Source organism: Prolixibacter bellariivorans ATCC BAA-1284 (assembly GCF_000621705.1).
In the GTDB taxonomy this organism is placed as follows: domain Bacteria; phylum Bacteroidota; class Bacteroidia; order Bacteroidales; family Prolixibacteraceae; genus Prolixibacter; species Prolixibacter bellariivorans.
The window spans coordinates 103,465-122,264 of record NZ_JHXO01000005.1 but is presented as its reverse complement, the minus strand read 5'-3'; the positions used below and the strand labels follow the sequence as shown (position 1 = coordinate 122,264).

11 protein-coding genes are annotated in these 18,800 nt (G+C 45.3%); 5 read left to right on the top strand and 6 right to left on the bottom strand.

The annotated features are described in order from the left end of the window. Positions 1–3 precede the first annotated feature (3 nt). From T426_RS0103675 to T426_RS0103655, 5 genes are read left to right on the top strand one after another with little or no spacing between them, the layout of a single operon-like run. A complete protein-coding gene (locus T426_RS0103675; protein WP_025864159.1) occupies positions 4–1,578 on the top strand; it encodes a glycoside hydrolase family 43 protein in 1,575 nt (524 codons plus the stop codon). Between the two features lie 33 nt (positions 1,579–1,611). Then, the gene (locus tag T426_RS0103670; protein ID WP_082229520.1) at positions 1,612–3,297 is read left to right on the top strand and encodes an alpha-galactosidase D; all 1,686 of its coding nucleotides are present in this window, start codon (positions 1,612–1,614) and stop codon (positions 3,295–3,297) included. 53 nt (positions 3,298–3,350) lie between these two features. After that, positions 3,351–4,712, top strand: a complete 1,362-nt coding sequence (locus tag T426_RS0103665; RefSeq protein ID WP_082229519.1) for a family 43 glycosylhydrolase — start codon at positions 3,351–3,353, stop codon at positions 4,710–4,712. 30 nt (positions 4,713–4,742) lie between these two features. Next, complete coding sequence (locus T426_RS0103660) at positions 4,743–6,272, top strand: alpha-L-arabinofuranosidase C-terminal domain-containing protein (protein WP_027585294.1); 1,530 nt, start codon at positions 4,743–4,745, stop codon at positions 6,270–6,272. 5 nt (positions 6,273–6,277) lie between these two features. Continuing rightward, the gene (locus T426_RS0103655) at positions 6,278–8,734 is read left to right on the top strand and encodes a glycoside hydrolase family 95 protein (protein WP_027585293.1); all 2,457 of its coding nucleotides are present in this window, start codon (positions 6,278–6,280) and stop codon (positions 8,732–8,734) included. 711 nt (positions 8,735–9,445) lie between these two features. Here T426_RS0103655 and T426_RS0103650 read toward each other — a convergent pair. The 6 genes from T426_RS0103650 to T426_RS0103625 form a co-directional block, all read right to left on the bottom strand. Next, positions 9,446–10,417, bottom strand: coding sequence for a glycoside hydrolase family 43 protein (locus T426_RS0103650; RefSeq protein ID WP_025864158.1), 972 nt, complete (start codon positions 10,415–10,417; stop codon positions 9,446–9,448). Positions 10,418–10,429: 12 nt separating this feature from the next. Continuing rightward, a complete protein-coding gene (locus T426_RS0103645) occupies positions 10,430–11,587 on the bottom strand; it encodes an endo-1,4-beta-xylanase (RefSeq protein WP_025864157.1) in 1,158 nt (385 codons plus the stop codon). 17 nt (positions 11,588–11,604) lie between these two features. Next, positions 11,605–13,077 carry an MFS transporter gene (locus T426_RS0103640; RefSeq protein ID WP_025864156.1) on the bottom strand — a complete coding sequence of 491 codons (1,473 nt, stop codon included), beginning with the start codon at positions 13,075–13,077 and terminating at the stop codon, positions 11,605–11,607. 554 nt (positions 13,078–13,631) lie between these two features. Further along, on the bottom strand, positions 13,632–15,641 hold the full coding sequence (locus T426_RS22615) for a family 43 glycosylhydrolase (protein ID WP_169737669.1): 2,010 nt from the start codon (positions 15,639–15,641) through the stop codon (positions 13,632–13,634). A gap of 318 nt (positions 15,642–15,959) precedes the next feature. After that, on the bottom strand, positions 15,960–17,003 hold the full coding sequence (locus tag T426_RS0103630; protein ID WP_025864155.1) for a DUF5627 domain-containing protein: 1,044 nt from the start codon (positions 17,001–17,003) through the stop codon (positions 15,960–15,962). A gap of 30 nt (positions 17,004–17,033) precedes the next feature. Beyond that, positions 17,034–18,791, bottom strand: a complete 1,758-nt coding sequence (locus T426_RS0103625) for a RagB/SusD family nutrient uptake outer membrane protein (RefSeq protein WP_025864154.1) — start codon at positions 18,789–18,791, stop codon at positions 17,034–17,036. Positions 18,792–18,800: the final 9 nt, after the last annotated feature.

Sequence of the window (18,800 nt, the reverse complement as noted above, 5' to 3'; positions counted from 1 at the left end):
ACCATGAAAAAACTACATATCATCTTCATCATCCTGCTTGCGGGGATATCCATAAAAGCAGTTGCTCAGGAAAAATCAGCTCACAACCCCATCATTTACGCCGATGTGCCGGACGAGTCAATGATTCGGGTGGGCGACACCTATTACATGAGTAGCACGACGATGCACATGAGTCCGGGAGTGCCGATCATGAAATCGAAAGACCTTGTCAACTGGCAAATTGTGAGTTATGCCTACGACACCCTTGCCAATGTGGATGCACTGAACCTGGTGAATGGAAAAAGTTCATACGGAAGGGGTTCCTGGGCCAGCAGCCTGCGATACCACAACGGAACGTACTACGTTTCCACCTTCTCTCAAACAACCGGGAAAACCTACATCTATTCTACAAAGGACATAGAGAAAGGTCCGTGGAAGGAATCTTCCTTCCGACCCAGCTTCCACGATAACTCGCTGTTTTTTGATGATGATGGCCGCATTTACATGATTTACGGTGCCGGAAAACTTCACATGGTTGAATTGAAAAAGGACCTTTCAGGTGTGAAAGAAGGCTCGGATCGGGTGCTCATCGAGAATGCAAGCGCGCCGGCAGGTTCCAACATCATGCTTGGTGCCGAAGGCTCCCAGCTGTTCAAAGTGAATGGTAAATACTACTTGTTTAATATTACCTGGCCGCGCGGTGGAATGCGTACCGTTGTGATTCACCGGGCCGATAAAATTGCGGGTCCTTATGAAGGGAAACTGGGACTGCAGGACAAAGGAGTAGCTCAGGGTGGCTTGATAGATACACCGGATGGAAGATGGTTTGCCTATCTGTTCCAGGATCATGGCTCCGTTGGACGTATTCCGTATCTGGTTCCCGTAAAATGGGAAAATGGCTGGCCTGTGTTGGGCGTCGACGGTAAAGTGCCCGAGGTCCTGCCGGGATTGCCGCCCAATAAAAGCTTAATTCCGGGAATTGTTAACTCCGATGATTTTAGCCGGAGCAAAGGTGAAGCGGCGTTGCCTTTGGTTTGGCAATGGAACCACAACCCCGACAATAAATTATGGTCGGTAACCCAACGAAAAGGGTACCTGCGCCTGACAACCGGCCGTGTTGATACCAGTTTCCTGATGGCCCGAAACACCCTGACTCAACGTACAATCGGACCGGTATGCTCCGGGACTACATCAATTGATGTGTCGAACATGAAAGAAGGCGATTTTGCCGGACTGGCCCTTTTGCAGAAAAAGTACGGACTGGTAGGAGTGAAATTCAAGAAAGGCGGGAAATCGATTGTGATGGTAAGTGCCGAATCAGGAAAGCCGGTTGAGATTACAAGTATTCCGTTAAACCAGAAAACAGTTTACCTGAAAGCTGAGTGCGATTTCAGAAACCGTACCGACAAAGCGCATTTTTTCTATAGCCTCGATGGCAAATTGTGGAAATCAATCGGAGCACAACTTCAAATGCAATACACTATTCCGCAGTTCATGGGGTACCGGTTCGGATTATTCAATTATGCTACCCAAACCCCCGGCGGTCATGTCGATTTCGATTATTTCCACATAACTAATCACATTTCGTCAGAAAAGTAAAATAAGTAATACCACAGACAATTATCCAAACCGATGATAACACATAAATCAACACCCGGAAGATATCGGATGACAGCAATGAGAAAAGTGGTGATATCCTCACTGCTTGCTTTCCTTCTTTCCGTTCCGGTTAAAGCTCAGCATAAGTCGGATACCAACCATTCCCAGACACCGCTAATGGGATGGGCCAGTTGGAATCAGTTCGGTCCCCATATCAGCGAAAGCCTGATTGAAAGGCAAGCCGACGCCATGGTATCATCAGGATTATCGGCTGCAGGATTTCAATACATCAACATCGATGATGGTTTCTTCGATGGTCGCTATCCCGACGGAAAGTTAAGAATTGATTCGGTGAAATTCCCTGACGGAATGAAAGCTGTGGCCGATTATATTCACTCCAAAGGATTAAAAGCTGGCTTTTATACAGAAGCCGGAGAAAACACCTGCGGTTCGATATACAGCCATCAGCCCGGTGGTGTTGGTGGCGGACTTTACGGTCACGACCAGCAAGACATCGACCTGATTTTTAAAACATGGGGATTCGATTTCCTGAAGGTAGATTATTGCGGCGGCCTGAAGCAAAAGCTCGACGAAAAAACAAGGTATACCGCAATTCGCAAAGCGATTGACAACACGGGTCGCACAAATATCAACTTTAACGTTTGCCGATGGCAATTCCCCGGTACCTGGGTTACCCGAATAGCCAGTTCATGGCGAATGTCGCATGACATCAACTATGTTCCCGGTTCCAAACCCAAATGGAAGAGTATCATTAGTATTATTAACCTGAGCAAATACCTGGCTCCCTATGCCAGTCCGGGTCATTATAATGATATGGACATGCTGGAAGTTGGCCGGGGAATGACTGCCAGTGAAGACAGAAGTCACTTCTCGATGTGGTGCATCCTTTCGTCGCCTTTGGTACTAGGTCTTGACATGACCAAAATGAGCGATGAAACGAAGGCTATCATTACCAACCCGGAGGTTATCGCCGTCAATCAAGATACAACGGGCTTACAGGCTCATTTGCTGTATGAACAAGACAGTCTGCAGGTTTGGGCAAAGCATCTGAACGGGCGGCAAAGTAAGGAATTTGCCGTGGCGTTATTGAATCAGAGCATCACTCCGGCAACGATTTCGGTTAAATGGAAAGACTTAAATATCGTTGGAAGCGCTAAAGTACGCGACCTCTGGGCTCGTGCAGATTTGGGTTCAAGAGATTCGGTGTATTCAGCAACCGTACCGGGCCACGGTATTTCATTCATTAAGGTAACAGCTCATAAAACGAGGCTGAAAGATGTCTTTGAAGCGGAGTATGCGTGGCTCAACGACTTCAACCTGACACAAAACGGTGAGACAGTTCCGGGTCTGGCAAAACCTGCTGGAGACAGTATTTGCTCCGGTAAGGCAAAAGTCATTCAAATCGGTAACCGGCCCGATAATTATATCGAATTTCAACATGTCTTCGCCCGGAAAGCCGGCCAATACAACCTCTCCCTTTACTACTTATCAGGAGAAGACCGTAACGCAACGCTTTCTGTCAACGGAACCGATATCCCCCTCTCCTGCCTCAACTCGGGCGGATGGGACAAAATTGCCCGGGAAACGCTGCCGGTTAAATTGCTTAAAGGATACAATATCATTCGCATTTCAAATGCTACAGACTGGGCGCCTGACATAGACAGAATTGAAATCGACTTAAATAAAAATCACAGGTAATCGCCGAAATTTTAAATCTGCCAAATCATTTCTTCAATCAAAAGCTTAAACCAATGAAAAAACACCATCGCAAACTATCCGTACTAATTGTACTGACGCTCTTCTTCCTGAACAATACTCACGCTCAGAATCCCATCGTTCGGGATCAGTTTTCTGCCGATCCTTCGGCCCGGGTGTTTAACGGTAAAGTGTATGTGTTTCCGTCGCACGATATTCCTACGCCTCCCGGGAAAGGACTGAGAGAGAAATGGTTCTGCATGGAAGACTATCATGTGTTTTCATCCTCCAACCTGACGGATTGGACGGATCATGGCATCGTGGTGAGCCAATACAATGTCCCCTGGGTCGATTCAACATCCTACAGCATGTGGGCACCCGATTGCATCGAACGGAACGGGAAGTATTACTTCTATTTCCCGGCCAACACTAAGACTGTCGGCCCCAACGGCAGAAAGAACTTCGGCATTGGTGTGGCTATCGCCGACAAACCGGAAGGCCCGTATGTTCCGCAGGCAAAGCCTATTGAAGGAGTCCATGGTATTGATCCGAACGTGTTTATCGACAAAGACGGGCAGGCCTATCTCTATTGGGCAATGGGAAATATTTATGTGGCCAAACTGAAAGACAACATGCTGGAACTGGCCTCAGAACCTCAGAAGATTGAAAACCTTCCTCAAAAAGGATTGAAAGAAGGCCCTTATTTATTCGAACGAAAGGGAATTTACTACCTGACTTATCCGCATGTTGAGCACAGTATTGAGCGGCTTGAATATGCAATAGGAGACAGCCCTGTGGGACCATTCAAAGTTGCCGGAGTCGTCATGGATGAATCGCCAATGCATTGCTGGACGAACCATCAATCAATGATTCAATATAAGAATCAGTGGTATCTTTTCTATCACCAGGATGCTTATTCTCCTCACTTTGATAAAAATCGGTCGATTTGTATTGACAGCCTGTTCTTCAATCCTGACGGTACCATACAAAAAGTAACACCGACGTTACGCGGAGTGGGAATAACCCAGGCAACCCGCGAAATCCAGATTGACAGGTACAGCCACATCAGCGGAAAGGGTGTATCCGTTGCATTCCTCGATTCGCTCGATACCTTCAAAGGCTGGAAGACCCTGTTCAATACCCAGGGCGCCTGGCTCCGGTACAATGCCGTCGACTTCGGGAATAAAAAACTCAAGTCCGTTCAGGTAAGGGCCATGTCACAACAGGGAGGAAAAATACAGATACGGTTGGACAAACCTGACGGTCCTCTGTTGTCTGAAGTAAAAATCCCCAAAGGAAACCAATGGGCAACCACCGATGTGCCCGTTTCGAACTATCAAAGAGGAGTTCACAACCTGGTCGTTGTACAACAATCCAACTCACTGGTCGAAATTGACTGGGTTCAATTTAAACGGTAAGAAAAAACTAAATCAATAAAAATATCTTTCATGAAAAAAGTATTCACACTTTTGGGCCTTGCTCTTCCTCTTTTCCTGAGTGCCCAAACAGCTAAAATTAGAATCGATGTTGACCGGACTATCGGAAAGATTGATCCGAATATTTATGGTGTATTTATGGAGCCTATCCACTTTAACGGAGCAAGGATGGGATTACCCGATACGGTAAGCTTCAATACCCTTTACGGGAATTTGTACGATCCCTCTTCCCCGCTTGCCGATAAAGACGGCTTCCGCAAGGATTACATTGATGCCGGGAAAGAACTCAAGGTAACCAACATGCGCTGGCCGGGCGGAAACTACGTTATGGCCTATAACTGGGAGGATGGTATCGGGCCGAAAAGCCAACGCCCCGTTCGCGTGAATATGGCCTGGGGCGGTACCGACAACAACCACGTAGGAACCGACGAATGGGTGGAATTAAATAAGTCCATCGGAAGTGACAACGTGGTATGTGTCAACCTCGGCCTTGGCGACATCCAAAACGCATGCCATTGGCTGGAATACTGCAACTACCCGAAAGGCACCTACTACTCCGATTTGCGCATTAAATACGGGCATAAAGAACCTTACAACATCAAAATATGGGACCTCGGCAACGAAGTAGACGGCGCCCCGTGGGAACTGGGCCACAAAACGGCCGAAGACTACGTTAAGACAGCAAGGGAAGCCGCCAAGGCAATGAAGTCCATCGACCCGACCATCCGTTTTGTCGCTTCCGGATCGTCGTACTACGAAAGTACCGGCAAATGGATTGACTGGAACCGGAAGGTACTGGAAGGCCTCGGCGATAAGATTAATTACCTCTCCATTCACCGTTACTGGGAAAAGTCGCCCGACTATTACACCTACATGGGGCAAAGTGCGATGGATTTTGACGAGAAGATTCGCATAACCGCCGATGAGATTCAAACCGCCAAAACAAAGAAAGACTTCACCAACCCGATTTATGTTTCGGTAGATGAATATGGCGCTTTCGGGAGTAATTTCCGGTCAGTACTGTCCGTGGCACAATGCCTGAACTCCTTTGTTCGTCATGCCGATGTGGTGAAGATGGCCAACTTTACCATGTTCACTTCATTGCTGGGAAGCGACCGCGAAAAAGGAACTTATAAAACGCCGCTGTTCTATATCTTCAAGTCATTTTCCAACAATTGCCTGGGCAATTCGGTCGATACCTATGTGGCCTGCGATACCTTCAATACCGAAAAATACAAAGGCATTCCATACCTCGACGTTACGTCGGTCTATTCGCCCGAAACCCAAACACTTTACATCAACGTGATTAACCGGAACAAGGACAAGGCAATTACCGCCGACATACTGCCCACCTCCGGCGAAATGACAGGGAAAGCAGTGGCCGGCATCATCGACAGTCAGTCGCTCGAGGCCCCGTTCTCATTCGATAAACAATCACAATATATTCCGGTAACGAAGGAAATTAAAACAAACAAAAACGGGTTGACCTATTCATTTCTTCCCCATTCGTTTACCCAGATAAAAGTGGAAATCAAAAAATAGTAACCGTGAAGAGAATCCTTTTATTCTGGCTCGTGATGGGGGCTATTGCCGGAGCCTACGCTCAAAACGACTCACTTTTGAAGCTTTGGTACCTGCACCCGGCCAAACAATGGGTCGAAGCTCTGCCGGTTGGAAACGGCCGTCTGGGGGCCATGGTTTTTGGCGACCCGTGCCACGAAACCATTCAACTGAACGAGAGCACGGTATGGGCTGGTCAACCCAACAGGAACGATAACCCGAAGGCCAGAGAGGCCTTGCCCGAAGTCCGCAAATTGATTTTCGAAGGGAAATACAAAGAAGTAGAGACGCTGGTTAACCAGGATTTTATCAGCAAAAAGTCCCAGGGCATGCCCTATCAAACGGTGGGAAACCTCCGGCTTTCCTTTCCGGAACATGAAAATTACTCGGGCTACTACCGTGAACTCGACATCGACAAAGCTGTGGCGACCAGTCGTTATAACGTGAACGGCGTACATTATACTACGCATGTACTGTCCTCGTATCCCGACCAGGTAATTGTTGCCCGAATTTCGGCCGATAAGCCGGGTGCCGTAAGCTTTTCTGCCACGATGGACCGTCCGGGAGCGTCGAAAATGCTCAACCTGTCAACACAGGGGAACGACGAACTCGTGCTGTCGGGTACAACAAGCGACCACGAAACAGTTAAAGGCGCTGTCCGGTTCGAAGCCCGGGTAAAAGTGGTTCCCCGGGGCGGTACAGTATCCGCCAATGATACCGTCGTGAATGTTTCCAATGCCGATGCGGCAACCATCTACATCTCCATTGCCACCAACTTTAAAAACGACAATGACATCAGTGGCAATGCCGATGCACTGGCAAGTTCCTATCTTCAGCAGGCGCTGAAAAAAAGTTACGAGCAGATTCAGAAAACCAGCACAGCCGACTACCGGAAATATTTTCAACGGGTAAAACTCGACCTGGGCGTAACGGATTCGGTGAAAAATCCCACCGATGTTCGCCTCGCGCAATTTGCCGGCGATAATGATCCGCAACTGGTAGCTCTGTACTTCCAGTTTGGCCGCTACCTGCTCATCTCCTCTTCGCGACCGGGAGGACAGCCGGCGAACCTGCAAGGAATATGGAACAACCAGCTTTTCCCGCCATGGGACAGCAAATATACCATCAACATCAATACCGAGATGAACTACTGGCCGTCGGAAGTCACCAACCTGACGGAGATGAATGAGCCCCTGATTCAGATGGTCCGCGAACTTTCGCAAACCGGAAGAAAAACCGCAGAGGATATGTACGGAGCCGGTGGCTGGACAGCCCATCATAATACTGATATTTGGCGCATTACCGGCCCCATAGACGGAGCCAACTGGGGAATGTGGCCCATGGGCGGCGTGTGGCTTTCACAGCATCTGTTCTACAAATACGCTTTCGGTGGCGATAAAGAGTACCTGAAGTCCATCTATCCGGTAGTGAAAGGAGCGGCAGAGTTTCTGCTCGATTTCATGGTGGAAGAGCCGGAACATCACTGGCTGGTCGTTTGTCCCTCCATTTCGCCGGAGCATATTCCGCCGGGACACCACACTGCTTTAACGGCCGGCGCGACCATGGATAATCAGCTGGCGTTCGATCTGTTTACAAAAACCATGATGGCCGCAAAAATCCTGCATACCGACGATGCCTTTGTTGCCCGGCTGCAGGATGCCATCAAACGTCTTCCTCCGATGCAAATAGGGCGTTGGGGGCAGTTACAGGAGTGGTTGCACGACTGGGATAGTCCTAGTGATCATCACCGCCATGTATCGCATTTGTACGGCTTATACCCGTCGAATCAAATTTCGCCGTACCGTACCCCAGAATTGTTTTCTGCTGCCAGAACATCGCTACTGGCACGTGGCGACGAATCGACCGGATGGTCGATGGGATGGAAAGTAAACCTCTGGGCGCGGCTGCTCGACGGAAACCATGCCTATAAATTAATCACAGATCAGCTAAGACCGGTGAACCATTCGAGAGGAATGGAAGGCGGAGGTACCTACCCCAACCTGTTCGATGCCCATCCCCCTTTCCAGATTGACGGTAACTTCGGTTGTACCTCGGGTATTGCAGAGATGCTGTTACAAAGCCAGGATGGCGCCGTTCAACTCTTGCCGGCGCTTCCAACGGCATGGCAGAAAGGTAGCGTAACCGGACTCAGGGCCCGCGGCGGTTTCACAGTCGACTTGAAATGGGAAAACGGTGGACTGGCCCATGCAACCATCCGTTCAACCGAAGGAGGTAATTGTCGCCTGCGCTCATATGTTCCGCTAAAAGGTAAAGGTCTGACGAAAGCAAAAGGGCAGAATCCCAATCCTTTTTTCGCCATTCCGGCTCAGAAGAGTCCGCTGGTGCACTCGGAAGTTCCGTTAGACATGCCCAAATTAAAAAAAGTATACGAGTATGATGTCCCGACCCGAAAAGGCGATGTTATTGAAGTAAGTAAAATGTAGTTTGATAAATAACGACATGCAATAAGGAATAAAAGCAAACCTTAATCAAACAACCAACTACTACAAAGGCCGTCCCATTATTTCGGACGGCTTTTTTTGTTTGCTATAATTCAAAAATCAAGAAGATAATTGTAGTTGTATCCGATAAGAATAAAGCGAATTTTCCGTGGAATGAAGTTCACTTTTGAACGACGAAATAACAAGTCCAAAACCTTCTGCGATTCGTGTCAAAAACTTCTACGTAGAAGTTCTCATCTTTATAAGTAGAAGTCTCCATCTTTCTACGTAGAAGTGATCCTCCTTTCTACGTAGAAAGATGGAAAAAGAACAGTATAAAGATGACAAGAGAACAGTATAAGTTTTCACCGTTCGGACATTAAGCATCATTTAACATCTTCCTGTGATGATTCAATCATCAGCTATACAACTCATTCACAACTTCTTTTAGCGACAGTGCATATTCCGTCACAGTATGCTCTATTGTTATAAACTGTCATTCATAACTACCTGGAAATATCTTTAATCTTAAATGGCTGAAGAATGTAAATGAACATACCAGAATAACCTGTGCTAAATAAATAATCGGAAGCTTCTTTTTAAGGAGCTTCCGATATTTACTAATCAAGCTAACTGAAACAAAACTAACTAAACCTATTTCTATAACAACTTTGGAAGTGTTTATTCTGACAGATACATTAGGTATCTCGAACTCTAATCTTCTATTCCTTCAATCGTTTCAATGCCCCCGTCTTCTGTATATTCCAGTTCAATCACTTTCATACTTCGCAACCATGTTTTGCCACCCGACGGGACACTATCGTGATAAAACAGGTACCACTTGCCTTTAAACTCCACAATGGAGTGATGAGTAGTCCAGCCAACAACCGGTGTAAGAATCACTCCCTGGTAAGTAAACGGACCGTAAGGATTGTCACCAATAGCATAGCACAGCTTATGCGTGTCACCTGTTGAATACGAGAAATAGTATTTCCCTTTGTATTTGTGTATCCACGATGCCTCAAAGAACCGGCGTTCGTTATCACCTGCCTTCAGAGGCTCTCTGTTGTCGTCCAGTATAACCACAGCTTTCGGCTCTTCAGCAAATTCCAGCATATTGTCATCGAGTTTCACCACCCGCGAAGGCAATGCAGGCTGCCCGTCCTCGGGAAGCTGTCCGCATTCAATGGCTTTATTATCGCGGTAGCGCTGCAATTGTCCGCCCCACAAGCCTCCAAAGTACATGTAATGAGTACCATCGTCATCACAAAAAACACAGGGATCAATCGAATAACTTCCTCTGATTGGATTATCAAGCGGAACGAAAGGTCCTTCAGGTTTCTCACTCACAGCTACACCTATACGGAAAATATCAGTCTTGTCCTTCAACGGAAAGTACAAATAGTACTTCCCATTCTTAAAAGCTGCATCACAATCCCACAGTTGTCTTCCGGCCCAGGGAATATCCTTTACGTCCAAGGCAACCCCATGATCGGTCACTTCCCCTTCAATGGAGTCCATTGAAAACACGTGATAGTCACGCATATCGAAATGGTCGCCGTTATCATTCTCGGGAATGCCCGCATCGATATCGTGCGAAGGGTAGATATACAGTTTGCCATTAAAAACGTGTACAGCCGGGTCCGCGGTATACATGTGTTCAACCAGGTATCTTGCTTTTTTCATTGCTATATAAGTTTAATCGGCTTTCGGATAATTCATCGCCGCATCAATAATTTCTTTTACTACAGGTTTAGGCAGATTATTCCGATCGAATAACAACGGATAATCGGTGCGACCTCTGACCGGCCAGTTGTTCTTCCACGATTGTCCGTCGTTTACTCCCCAGAGCGTAACCCGTTCGATTACATCCTGATGCTTCAAAAAGAGGTTGAAGAAGTCGAGACAGCGCTGGTTGAATGCCTTAGCTACACTGTCGGGAAGTGCTTCTGCATAAGGATTCAATTTCTTATCATACTTGAAATTATCAGACACATTCGCGCCTGTATGGAAGTCCGGGTTAGGTAGAACAGAGAGATCCAATTCGGAGATATTTATTTGCACCCCCAGACTGGCAAAGGCTTCGAGGCTTTTTTCAAACTCATCAATATCAGGATGTGTTAATCCAATATGTCCTTGCATGCCAATGCCATCAATCCGGACGCCCTCACTCTGAAGCTCTTTCACCATCCGAATAACTCCTTCCCTTTTCTGCGGATTCGCCATCGAATAATCGTTGTAGTATAGTTCGGCGTTTGGATCCGCTTCATGGGCGAATTCGAAAGCAAGCTTGATAAAATCGGGACCAATAATTTGGTAAAATTTGCTTTTCCGTAAGGAACCATCGTCCAGTACCGCTTCATTAACCACGTCCCATCCTTTAACTTTTCCTTTGAAGTGCCCCACCACAGTGGATATGTAATTCTTCATCCGCGCAATCATAACGTCGCGTGATACATCATGTCCCAGACTATCCGTAAAGAACCACCGAGGAGCCTGAGAATGCCAGATTAAGGTATGACCGGTGACAAACAAATGATTATCTAATCCAAACTGGACAAACTTATCAGCCGTCGAAAAGTCAAAAAAACCTTCCTGAGGTTCCAGATGCCCGCTCTTCATACAATTTTCAGCAACGATCGCATCAAACTGATTTTTAACCACCTTCAGGGAAGCAGAATCTCGTCCAAGTATCTGTGGAATATTTAGTGCCGTACCAATATAAAATTTACCGGCAAAAGCATCTTTCAGTGTAGGTTCTTTTTTAGTATCCGGGCTCTTTGCACAACCACTCATCACTATAGTAGCAAGCAATAACAACACGGCGATTTGGTTTCGTTGTTTATTCATTTTCATAAGAATCAATCTATTATTTACAAATTCTCTTTTCTTCGAAGCATTAAATCTTTCTGAATTTGGAGTTCCTTTTTCTTATCGATCTCATAGAGGAATAGAAAGGCGACTCCAATACAAAAAGTCAAAGCAGGAAAAACACTGACAGATAATTTTATGCCGGTAATCGTTCCGGGAGATTGAATCGGTAATTGTGGATCGTAGCCGTATACAGCCAGGATACCGGCAACTAATGCCCCGCCAATGCTAAGACCAGCTTTCAAACCAAAAATCATGGCAGAAAAGACAATGGCGGTTGCCCTGCGTTTGTTCTTCCACTCGGAATAGTCGGCCACATCGGCAATCATTGCCCATAATAAGGGAGTAGATATTCCGTAGAAGAATCCGTGGGCAAGTTGAGTCCCGAAAACCAGCGCAATAGATTGCGGACTATAGAAGAGGAAAAGCAACAGACACACAGCCGAAAGAAACAGACTAGCTCCAAAAACATCACGCTTACCAAATTTGTCAGCCAGTTTTTTGGAAAAAGCAATTCCCACAATCATCATGATGATACCTCCCCCGTTGAAAAGGCTAAATCCGGAGGTCGGGGCATCCTTTGGCCAGGTAAAACCATGCAGTCCCATACCGATGAGGAGATTGTTCAATCCATTAATGAAATCATTGAAACCAATATTCTGAAGGAAATCGGCCAGATGTTTCGCGCTCAGGTAATTTTCAAAATAATAAACATACATTCCCCCCTTAAGTGATAAGGTAATGAAAACAAATATGGTGAGGATGAGCATAATGATCCAGGGCCTGTTCCTGATTAAATCTCTCAAATCATCTTTTACACTGGTTTTCTGCTCCGGATTAGGCAAAATTCGTTCGCGTGTAGTCAGAAACGTAATCAAAAAGAAAATAACCCCGGTTACAGCGAAGATGCCGATTGTATGTTCAAATCCTTTAGTCTTGTCTCCATCTCCCAGAATAAGTACGAGGGGCAACAACAATCCCTGCACAATAAACTGGGCAATCATTACGGCAACAAAGCGGTAAGACGAGATACTGTTACGTTCGGCCATATCGCCCGTCAGCACGCCACTCAGTGATGCATAAGGCAGGTTATTGGCAGAATAGGTAATGACCAATAGAATGTACGTAATCAGTGCATAAGCAATTTTTCCCCCCGGGCTAAAGTCGGGAGTACTGAAGGCCAGTATGGCAATGATACCGAATGGCAAAGCTGTCCATAATATCCAGGGCCGGAACTTACCCCAGCGTGTATTAGTCCGATCGGCGATAATACCCATAACCGGATTAAAAAACGCGCCAATCATACCACCAGTGAATATAATAGCTGATGCTGTTCCCGGCGGAATTTTGTATACGTCGGTATAAAAGAATGCCAAAAAGGTCATTAAGGTTTGAAAAATCAGGTTCGCGGCCAAATCACCAAGACTATAGCCGATTTTTTCAAGGACCGTAACTTTCGAAGAAGTTGTTTTCATATGTAGATTTTTTACCGTGCCAATCAAATGTGACGAGCCACCACCTTTTGCACAAATTGATTTTTGATTCGGGATTGCTTAGCAATCTCAGTTGAGACACTCGTTGCGTAATAGAATTCCGGTTTTTCGCCGGACTAATCTTCTGTTAAGGCTCACTTCACTGTAGAGTTCCACGTTTAGAAGGCGCGTAATGTCTGGATTCATTTTATCTGTTTTATTTATTGGACGGAGAAAGAATTAACACCTCTTGATCATCTATTATTCGACGAAAATCCGGCTCAATTCAAACTCCTTAATTAAGTTAGATGCCTAAAATTATCGATACCACCCCATATAGACTTTTGATTTGAGATATTTCACTTCAAATTTGAGACATGAAATTTCCCTTCGAAAAATTGCTTCCAGTCGTCACCTGGAAGAACGAAGTTCTACCCACACCCAAACTCAGTTCAGTCAATCATACACACACCAATTTTTCTTCAAAAGAAATAATTCGCTTCTGGAACTCGCTCCTTCCCTAGCAGAACCGTATACGTATCTATTGAACTTAGTACCTAATGATTAACCACTTCCGAGCTAGGAGAGGTAATAAAAACCAAATTTCTCAACGACATGATATTTTCGTCACCTGGGCCGAGAAACCGAAGATAAACATCATGCATTCCTTTACTTTTATCGGTCTTGGCAGAGAAAGTATGATATGAATTTAACCCGCCGGTTTTGAAAATATGACATGAGGCAATCCTCTTTCCCGTACCAATAGAATCCAGCCAAACCTCTACTGTAGCATCGTGAATGCTTGAAGCCGTAATCTTTACAGAATCACAGTTTCTGGCATAATCATCTTCACCAAACTCGACACCTGCGTAAAGGGCCCAGTCTCCATTATTAATATCACCCAATGCATAATCACCTGCTGACACCTGAATACGCTTGGTACCAGACTGGTTTGCCGGACACTCAGCCAGAATGGGCGTGTAGGCATCCCGATAGATATACAGATCGAAATCTGCACTTTTACTACCCTGTACATATAATCCCTGCCGGTTACCACACCAACCATCAAAATCGGCACTGTAACTATCCAGCTTGGAAACATCGATATCCTGCCCCACTTTGGTCCAATCGAATCCATCTGAACTGTAATAGCCAGAAAGTATATGATCATCTCTTACCAGCTTCAGCCAGATGATATTTTCAGTTTGATTTTCTGAACTATAGCTCGTATTATCAAAACTGAACCGTACGACTTCTTTTCCCTCAGAATTTAGCGTACAGAAGACTTTTGCAAAAAGATTTTCCATCCCGTTCATAATACGGATACCTGCTTCATCATTGATGGAAGACGGAGCAAAATCAACCCGGGTTATCAGTGAATAGTTATGCTCCGGATCGGTTTTGATAATTGTATTCGGTTTGTCAATTGATTTCGGTGTTAACCGAATCCAACCCGGACGAACAGACAGGGACCATGTATTATCAGGTGTATAGCCTAAAAAAGACCATTCCGGATTAAGCTTGTCGCTGGTAAAAAAATCAGCTTTGGGAACCATCCACGGTATTCCGCTACTAGATAATTTGGGTGCCGTAAAACTCCGGTTAGAAGGATAATCGGCTACCGCATTATTATTTGCATCATAGTATACCTGACTCAACAATCCTTGCCTGCCCTGGCCAAACCATTCACCTTTATTTCCCCGCGCCCATACAGGGTGTACAACCCAGCTGGTACTATCGTCAATCATCACTGCAGCCGAGCTATGATTCGGTCCAGAAAATATGGCAGTGGCTTTTCCCTGATCGTTTTCATTAAAAAAATCGACAGGAGTTGTCCAGGCAGAAGAATCGGCAGTTAAAACCTTACTCCTCATATATTTTTGCCCGCCACTTACATCCCTCGCAAATGAATAATAGTAGTATCCATTGTGCTTCCACATAACAGGTCCCTCTGCCCAACTATAAGGGAAACTTCCATCGGAAGATTTTGCATTCAACCAACTAAGATCATAAACAACTCCGGTCGGCTGCCCATTCGGTCCCAGTTCAACAATACCATTGTTCGCCTGTCCATTCTTAACTATCATATACCATTTCCCATTGTCGTCAATGAAGATGGAATTATCATAACCTAAAGAATAAGGCAGTTCTGAAGGATTCTGAACTCTTACCGGCATACTCCAGGGGCCCTCTGGCCGATCGGCTGTAGTGAACATCATTCCACCATGGCTAAAAAAGAACCAGTATTTATGATTATAATATACCATTTGCCCACCCCAGCAACCGCCTTGAGGCTTATCGCCATAATCTTTCCAATTTGCTGATACAGGTTGAGCGATAGCTTCCCAATGCACCAAATCGGTCGAGTGATAAATAACCGGAGTCGGATTAAAAGATGAGCCCGTTGTATAAAAGTCGTGTCCAACTTTTGTTAATGTACAGTCGGAATGATCGCCCGGAATTACCGGATTATTGTAGGTTTTAAATGATACTGACTGACAATGAGCAGCACTAGTCCCCAGCATATATAAAATCATATATAACAGGACAAAAAATATCTTTTTCACGCTATAAACCGTTTTTAACTTTGATGTTTTAATAAGATGAGAAATTCTGCTCTCCCAATATGAAACCCCGACGACCTCCATATCACTCCTAGTGTGATGTCATGCACCAGGCACATTTGCATACTTTGCGTAATATCCTTCGCTGACGACACCTTCATTTTTCCATATACCGAACCCATCACGTATCCAAATGACTGACAAGTGCCTTCAACCAGAATCGTTACTACATCCAACTGATGTCACACACGCCTTCTCATATAAAAATATTGGAGAGGCTTTGAAGACCTCTCCAATATGATATAGCTCTAACTTATTTGATTAATTGCCGACAACATAGGGGGTAAACGTTTCCATTTTTACGTTCCGATCCCGAATGACCAGTGTATCGGTAAATGAATGTGTTGTCGTTCCAAAATCGACGTTGTATTTCAGGTGCATCACGTCGTGTTTCTCACCGCCCCAGGAATCTCCATTTTCTACAAAATCACCACTGCCAGAGATAGTATAACCAGCCGAATTCGGATTGGTGACAGTGCATTTCCCTGAATCATCGACTTTAACTCTGAGCTCGAACGGCATTTCCGTTGCATCTCCTTTGTTTACTGTTTTAAGCGCAATAGAAACCTCATCCATCGACAACGTTCTGGCGGTAACGACTTCATCTTCTACCGTATATTCCTGATGATAAACGATTGTCGTATCCATAGAACTGTTTCCACCGTTGCCTTTTACATCGTCTACACCTCTCCGCAAGTAACTGCCATTCCAAGGATTCACATACTTGACACCGTAAAGAATGTAATTCTTAGGAACAATTGTCCAATCAGCAGCCACCCGCGGATCAGGGTTATCCATACTGCTCTTTCCGCTCAATATTGAATCAGCATTTTCTACCGATGTAATACGCACAGGAATAACAAACGTGTTTTTAATCGAACGGGGATCAGCAAAGAAGGCATCGGTAAGTTGCACTTCAATTCCCCCCGCGATGGAATCAGCAGGAATGACGAGCTGCTTATCACTTGAAAGCGTGTAATAATTTGATGGCATAGCGATCACATCATCTCCGGATGCATCATCAAATTTCAGATTGTCACAGAGCGAATTGTCTACTTCAATGTGAAGTATCCTGTCAACGTTATTATTATACACTCCCCCCATAGTTGCCATTATTTTGCATTTGTGCGCATTATCGAGGGTGTTGTCGTAGATATCCTTTCCGAGTACCAATGTCCTCACCGGAGCCTGGTAAGGAAAATACACCGTAGTATATTTATAATCAGGGAACGACCAGTCCTGATTATGGCAAGCACTCATCAGGAAAGGAAAAGCTATTAATAAGATATAAAAAATCCTTTTCATTGTTCTAAAGTTTAAAGTTGTAACTGAGCACTACCAACCTGCATTCTGTTCCAGATTATTTGCTTTAAGTATTTCATTGTATGGAATCGGTCCATAGTACATGTAATCACTATATTGCCTTTTTTCGACAGTACTAAACTGGAAATTTCCATTTGTAATACGCACGCCTTGAGCAGGATCGGTAATGCTTTCCTTCCAACGACGCAGATCCCAAAAGCGGAAGCCTTCAAAGCATAATTCCAATCGTCTTTCGTTGTGGATCAGTTTTCTCATATCCTCCTTTGTGCTAATGGATGCCAAATAGTCATCAGGTTGAGAAATACCAGCTCTTTCACGTAATGCAGCAATGACATCACGTGCAGAATATCCGTGAGTTCCTTCACCATCTGGTCCCCAGGCTTCGTTTGCCGCCTCTGCATAATCGAGGAATATCTCTGTATAACGAATACGCGCAACATAATGCTTTTGTGTATTGGTATTCACTGGGTCAAGATTGACATCTTCACGAAGCAGTTTGCGCATATAGTAACCGGTACGTGTAGAGGTTGAAATAGCATCCAGTCCGTCGTCTGTTTTTCCTACCTCGGTATAAACAGTCGATCCACCGGGACCTTCCGAACTTCCGTTCACAACAACATACTTGTTTAACCGAGGGTCGCGATTCGCGTAAGGGTTGTTGGGATCATAGCCACTGGCAGCGTCTGTTATAGGATAACCATTAGCCATAGGAAAAGCATTTACCAGATTCTGGGTTGGATTAACTCGTCCCTCACCATACAGACTGGGCGGATAATTATCTGATTCCAAAGTGTTCTCATCACTTACATTCGTTCTCCAAAGCACCTCTGCCGGATTAGCCCCCGCGGATAAACCATCAATCTCACCGGAGTTGGATTTGGCATACCAGGAGCCTCCATTACTTGCCATGCCGGAGACACCACCGATCAAATCAAGTACCTTCGCGGCATCATCCGCTGCATCCGACCATTTAACAGTGGTTCCCTGATTAAAGGCAGGACTTGCTGCCAGTATCGAAACTCGGGCACGTATCGCTTTAACAATACGAGCAGTTAGTCGTTGCCGGTTATAAGCACCAAACACCCTGTTATAATCAGAAACATTTGTTTTGCCTGCATATTTGTCTGGTATCTCACTGGTGCTATTGATATCCTCAAAGTCAAGAGGCAAATACTTCTCAGCTTGATCGAGGTCCTTATAAATTTGCTGCACACACTCTTCAAATGTATTACGCGGGAGATTAAAATCGGACTTAGCATCCAGAGGTTCAGTCAGGATCGGTACTCCTAAAAGTCTACCGTCTGAAGTCCATCCACCATGAGCCTGTAGGAGGTAGTACATAAAGAGAGCACGTAATCCATACGCTTCTCCTTTAGTCCGATCATTGAACATTTCTTTAGTGTACTCACCGGTGGTCGCCCAATCGACCTTATCTGTTTCTTTCAATATCCTGTTTAAATATTGAATGGCTGCAAAACCGCTGCTCCATTCTTCCATCGGGTTATTCATAGCCGACCATTGACCAGTAGCCATAGAGAGATATTGGTTATTTCCGTCATTCGTTACCGCATCATCTGTGGCAACATCATTGAATGAATAACTTCCGGAGGGTAGCCTAACGTAGCCGTTTAGCAAGAGTCCCTCTGCGAATGCTGCATCGCCATATATATCGTCCAAGCCACGGTTGTTTTCATCAGCGGGAGACAGGAAATCCTGACAACCGGAGAAAACCAAGGCCATGGCTAATAATATGATTAATTTCTTTTTCATATTCATGTC

Bases quoted from the DNA above. Each gene is read 5' to 3' on its own strand.
- T426_RS0103675 (WP_025864159.1), top strand. From the start codon at position 4: ATGAAAAAACTACATATCATCTTCATCATCCTGCTTGCGGGGATATCC.
- T426_RS0103670 (WP_082229520.1), top strand. From the start codon at position 1,612: ATGATAACACATAAATCAACACCCGGAAGATATCGGATGACAGCAATG.
- T426_RS0103665 (WP_082229519.1), top strand. From the start codon at position 3,351: ATGAAAAAACACCATCGCAAACTATCCGTACTAATTGTACTGACGCTC.
- T426_RS0103660 (WP_027585294.1), top strand. From the start codon at position 4,743: ATGAAAAAAGTATTCACACTTTTGGGCCTTGCTCTTCCTCTTTTCCTG.
- T426_RS0103650 (WP_025864158.1), bottom strand. From the start codon at position 10,417: ATGAAAAAAGCAAGATACCTGGTTGAACACATGTATACCGCGGACCCG.
- T426_RS0103645 (WP_025864157.1), bottom strand. From the start codon at position 11,587: ATGAAAATGAATAAACAACGAAACCAAATCGCCGTGTTGTTATTGCTT.
- T426_RS0103640 (WP_025864156.1), bottom strand. From the start codon at position 13,077: ATGAAAACAACTTCTTCGAAAGTTACGGTCCTTGAAAAAATCGGCTAT.
- T426_RS0103630 (WP_025864155.1), bottom strand. From the start codon at position 17,003: ATGAAAAGGATTTTTTATATCTTATTAATAGCTTTTCCTTTCCTGATG.
- T426_RS0103625 (WP_025864154.1), bottom strand. From the start codon at position 18,791: ATGAAAAAGAAATTAATCATATTATTAGCCATGGCCTTGGTTTTCTCC.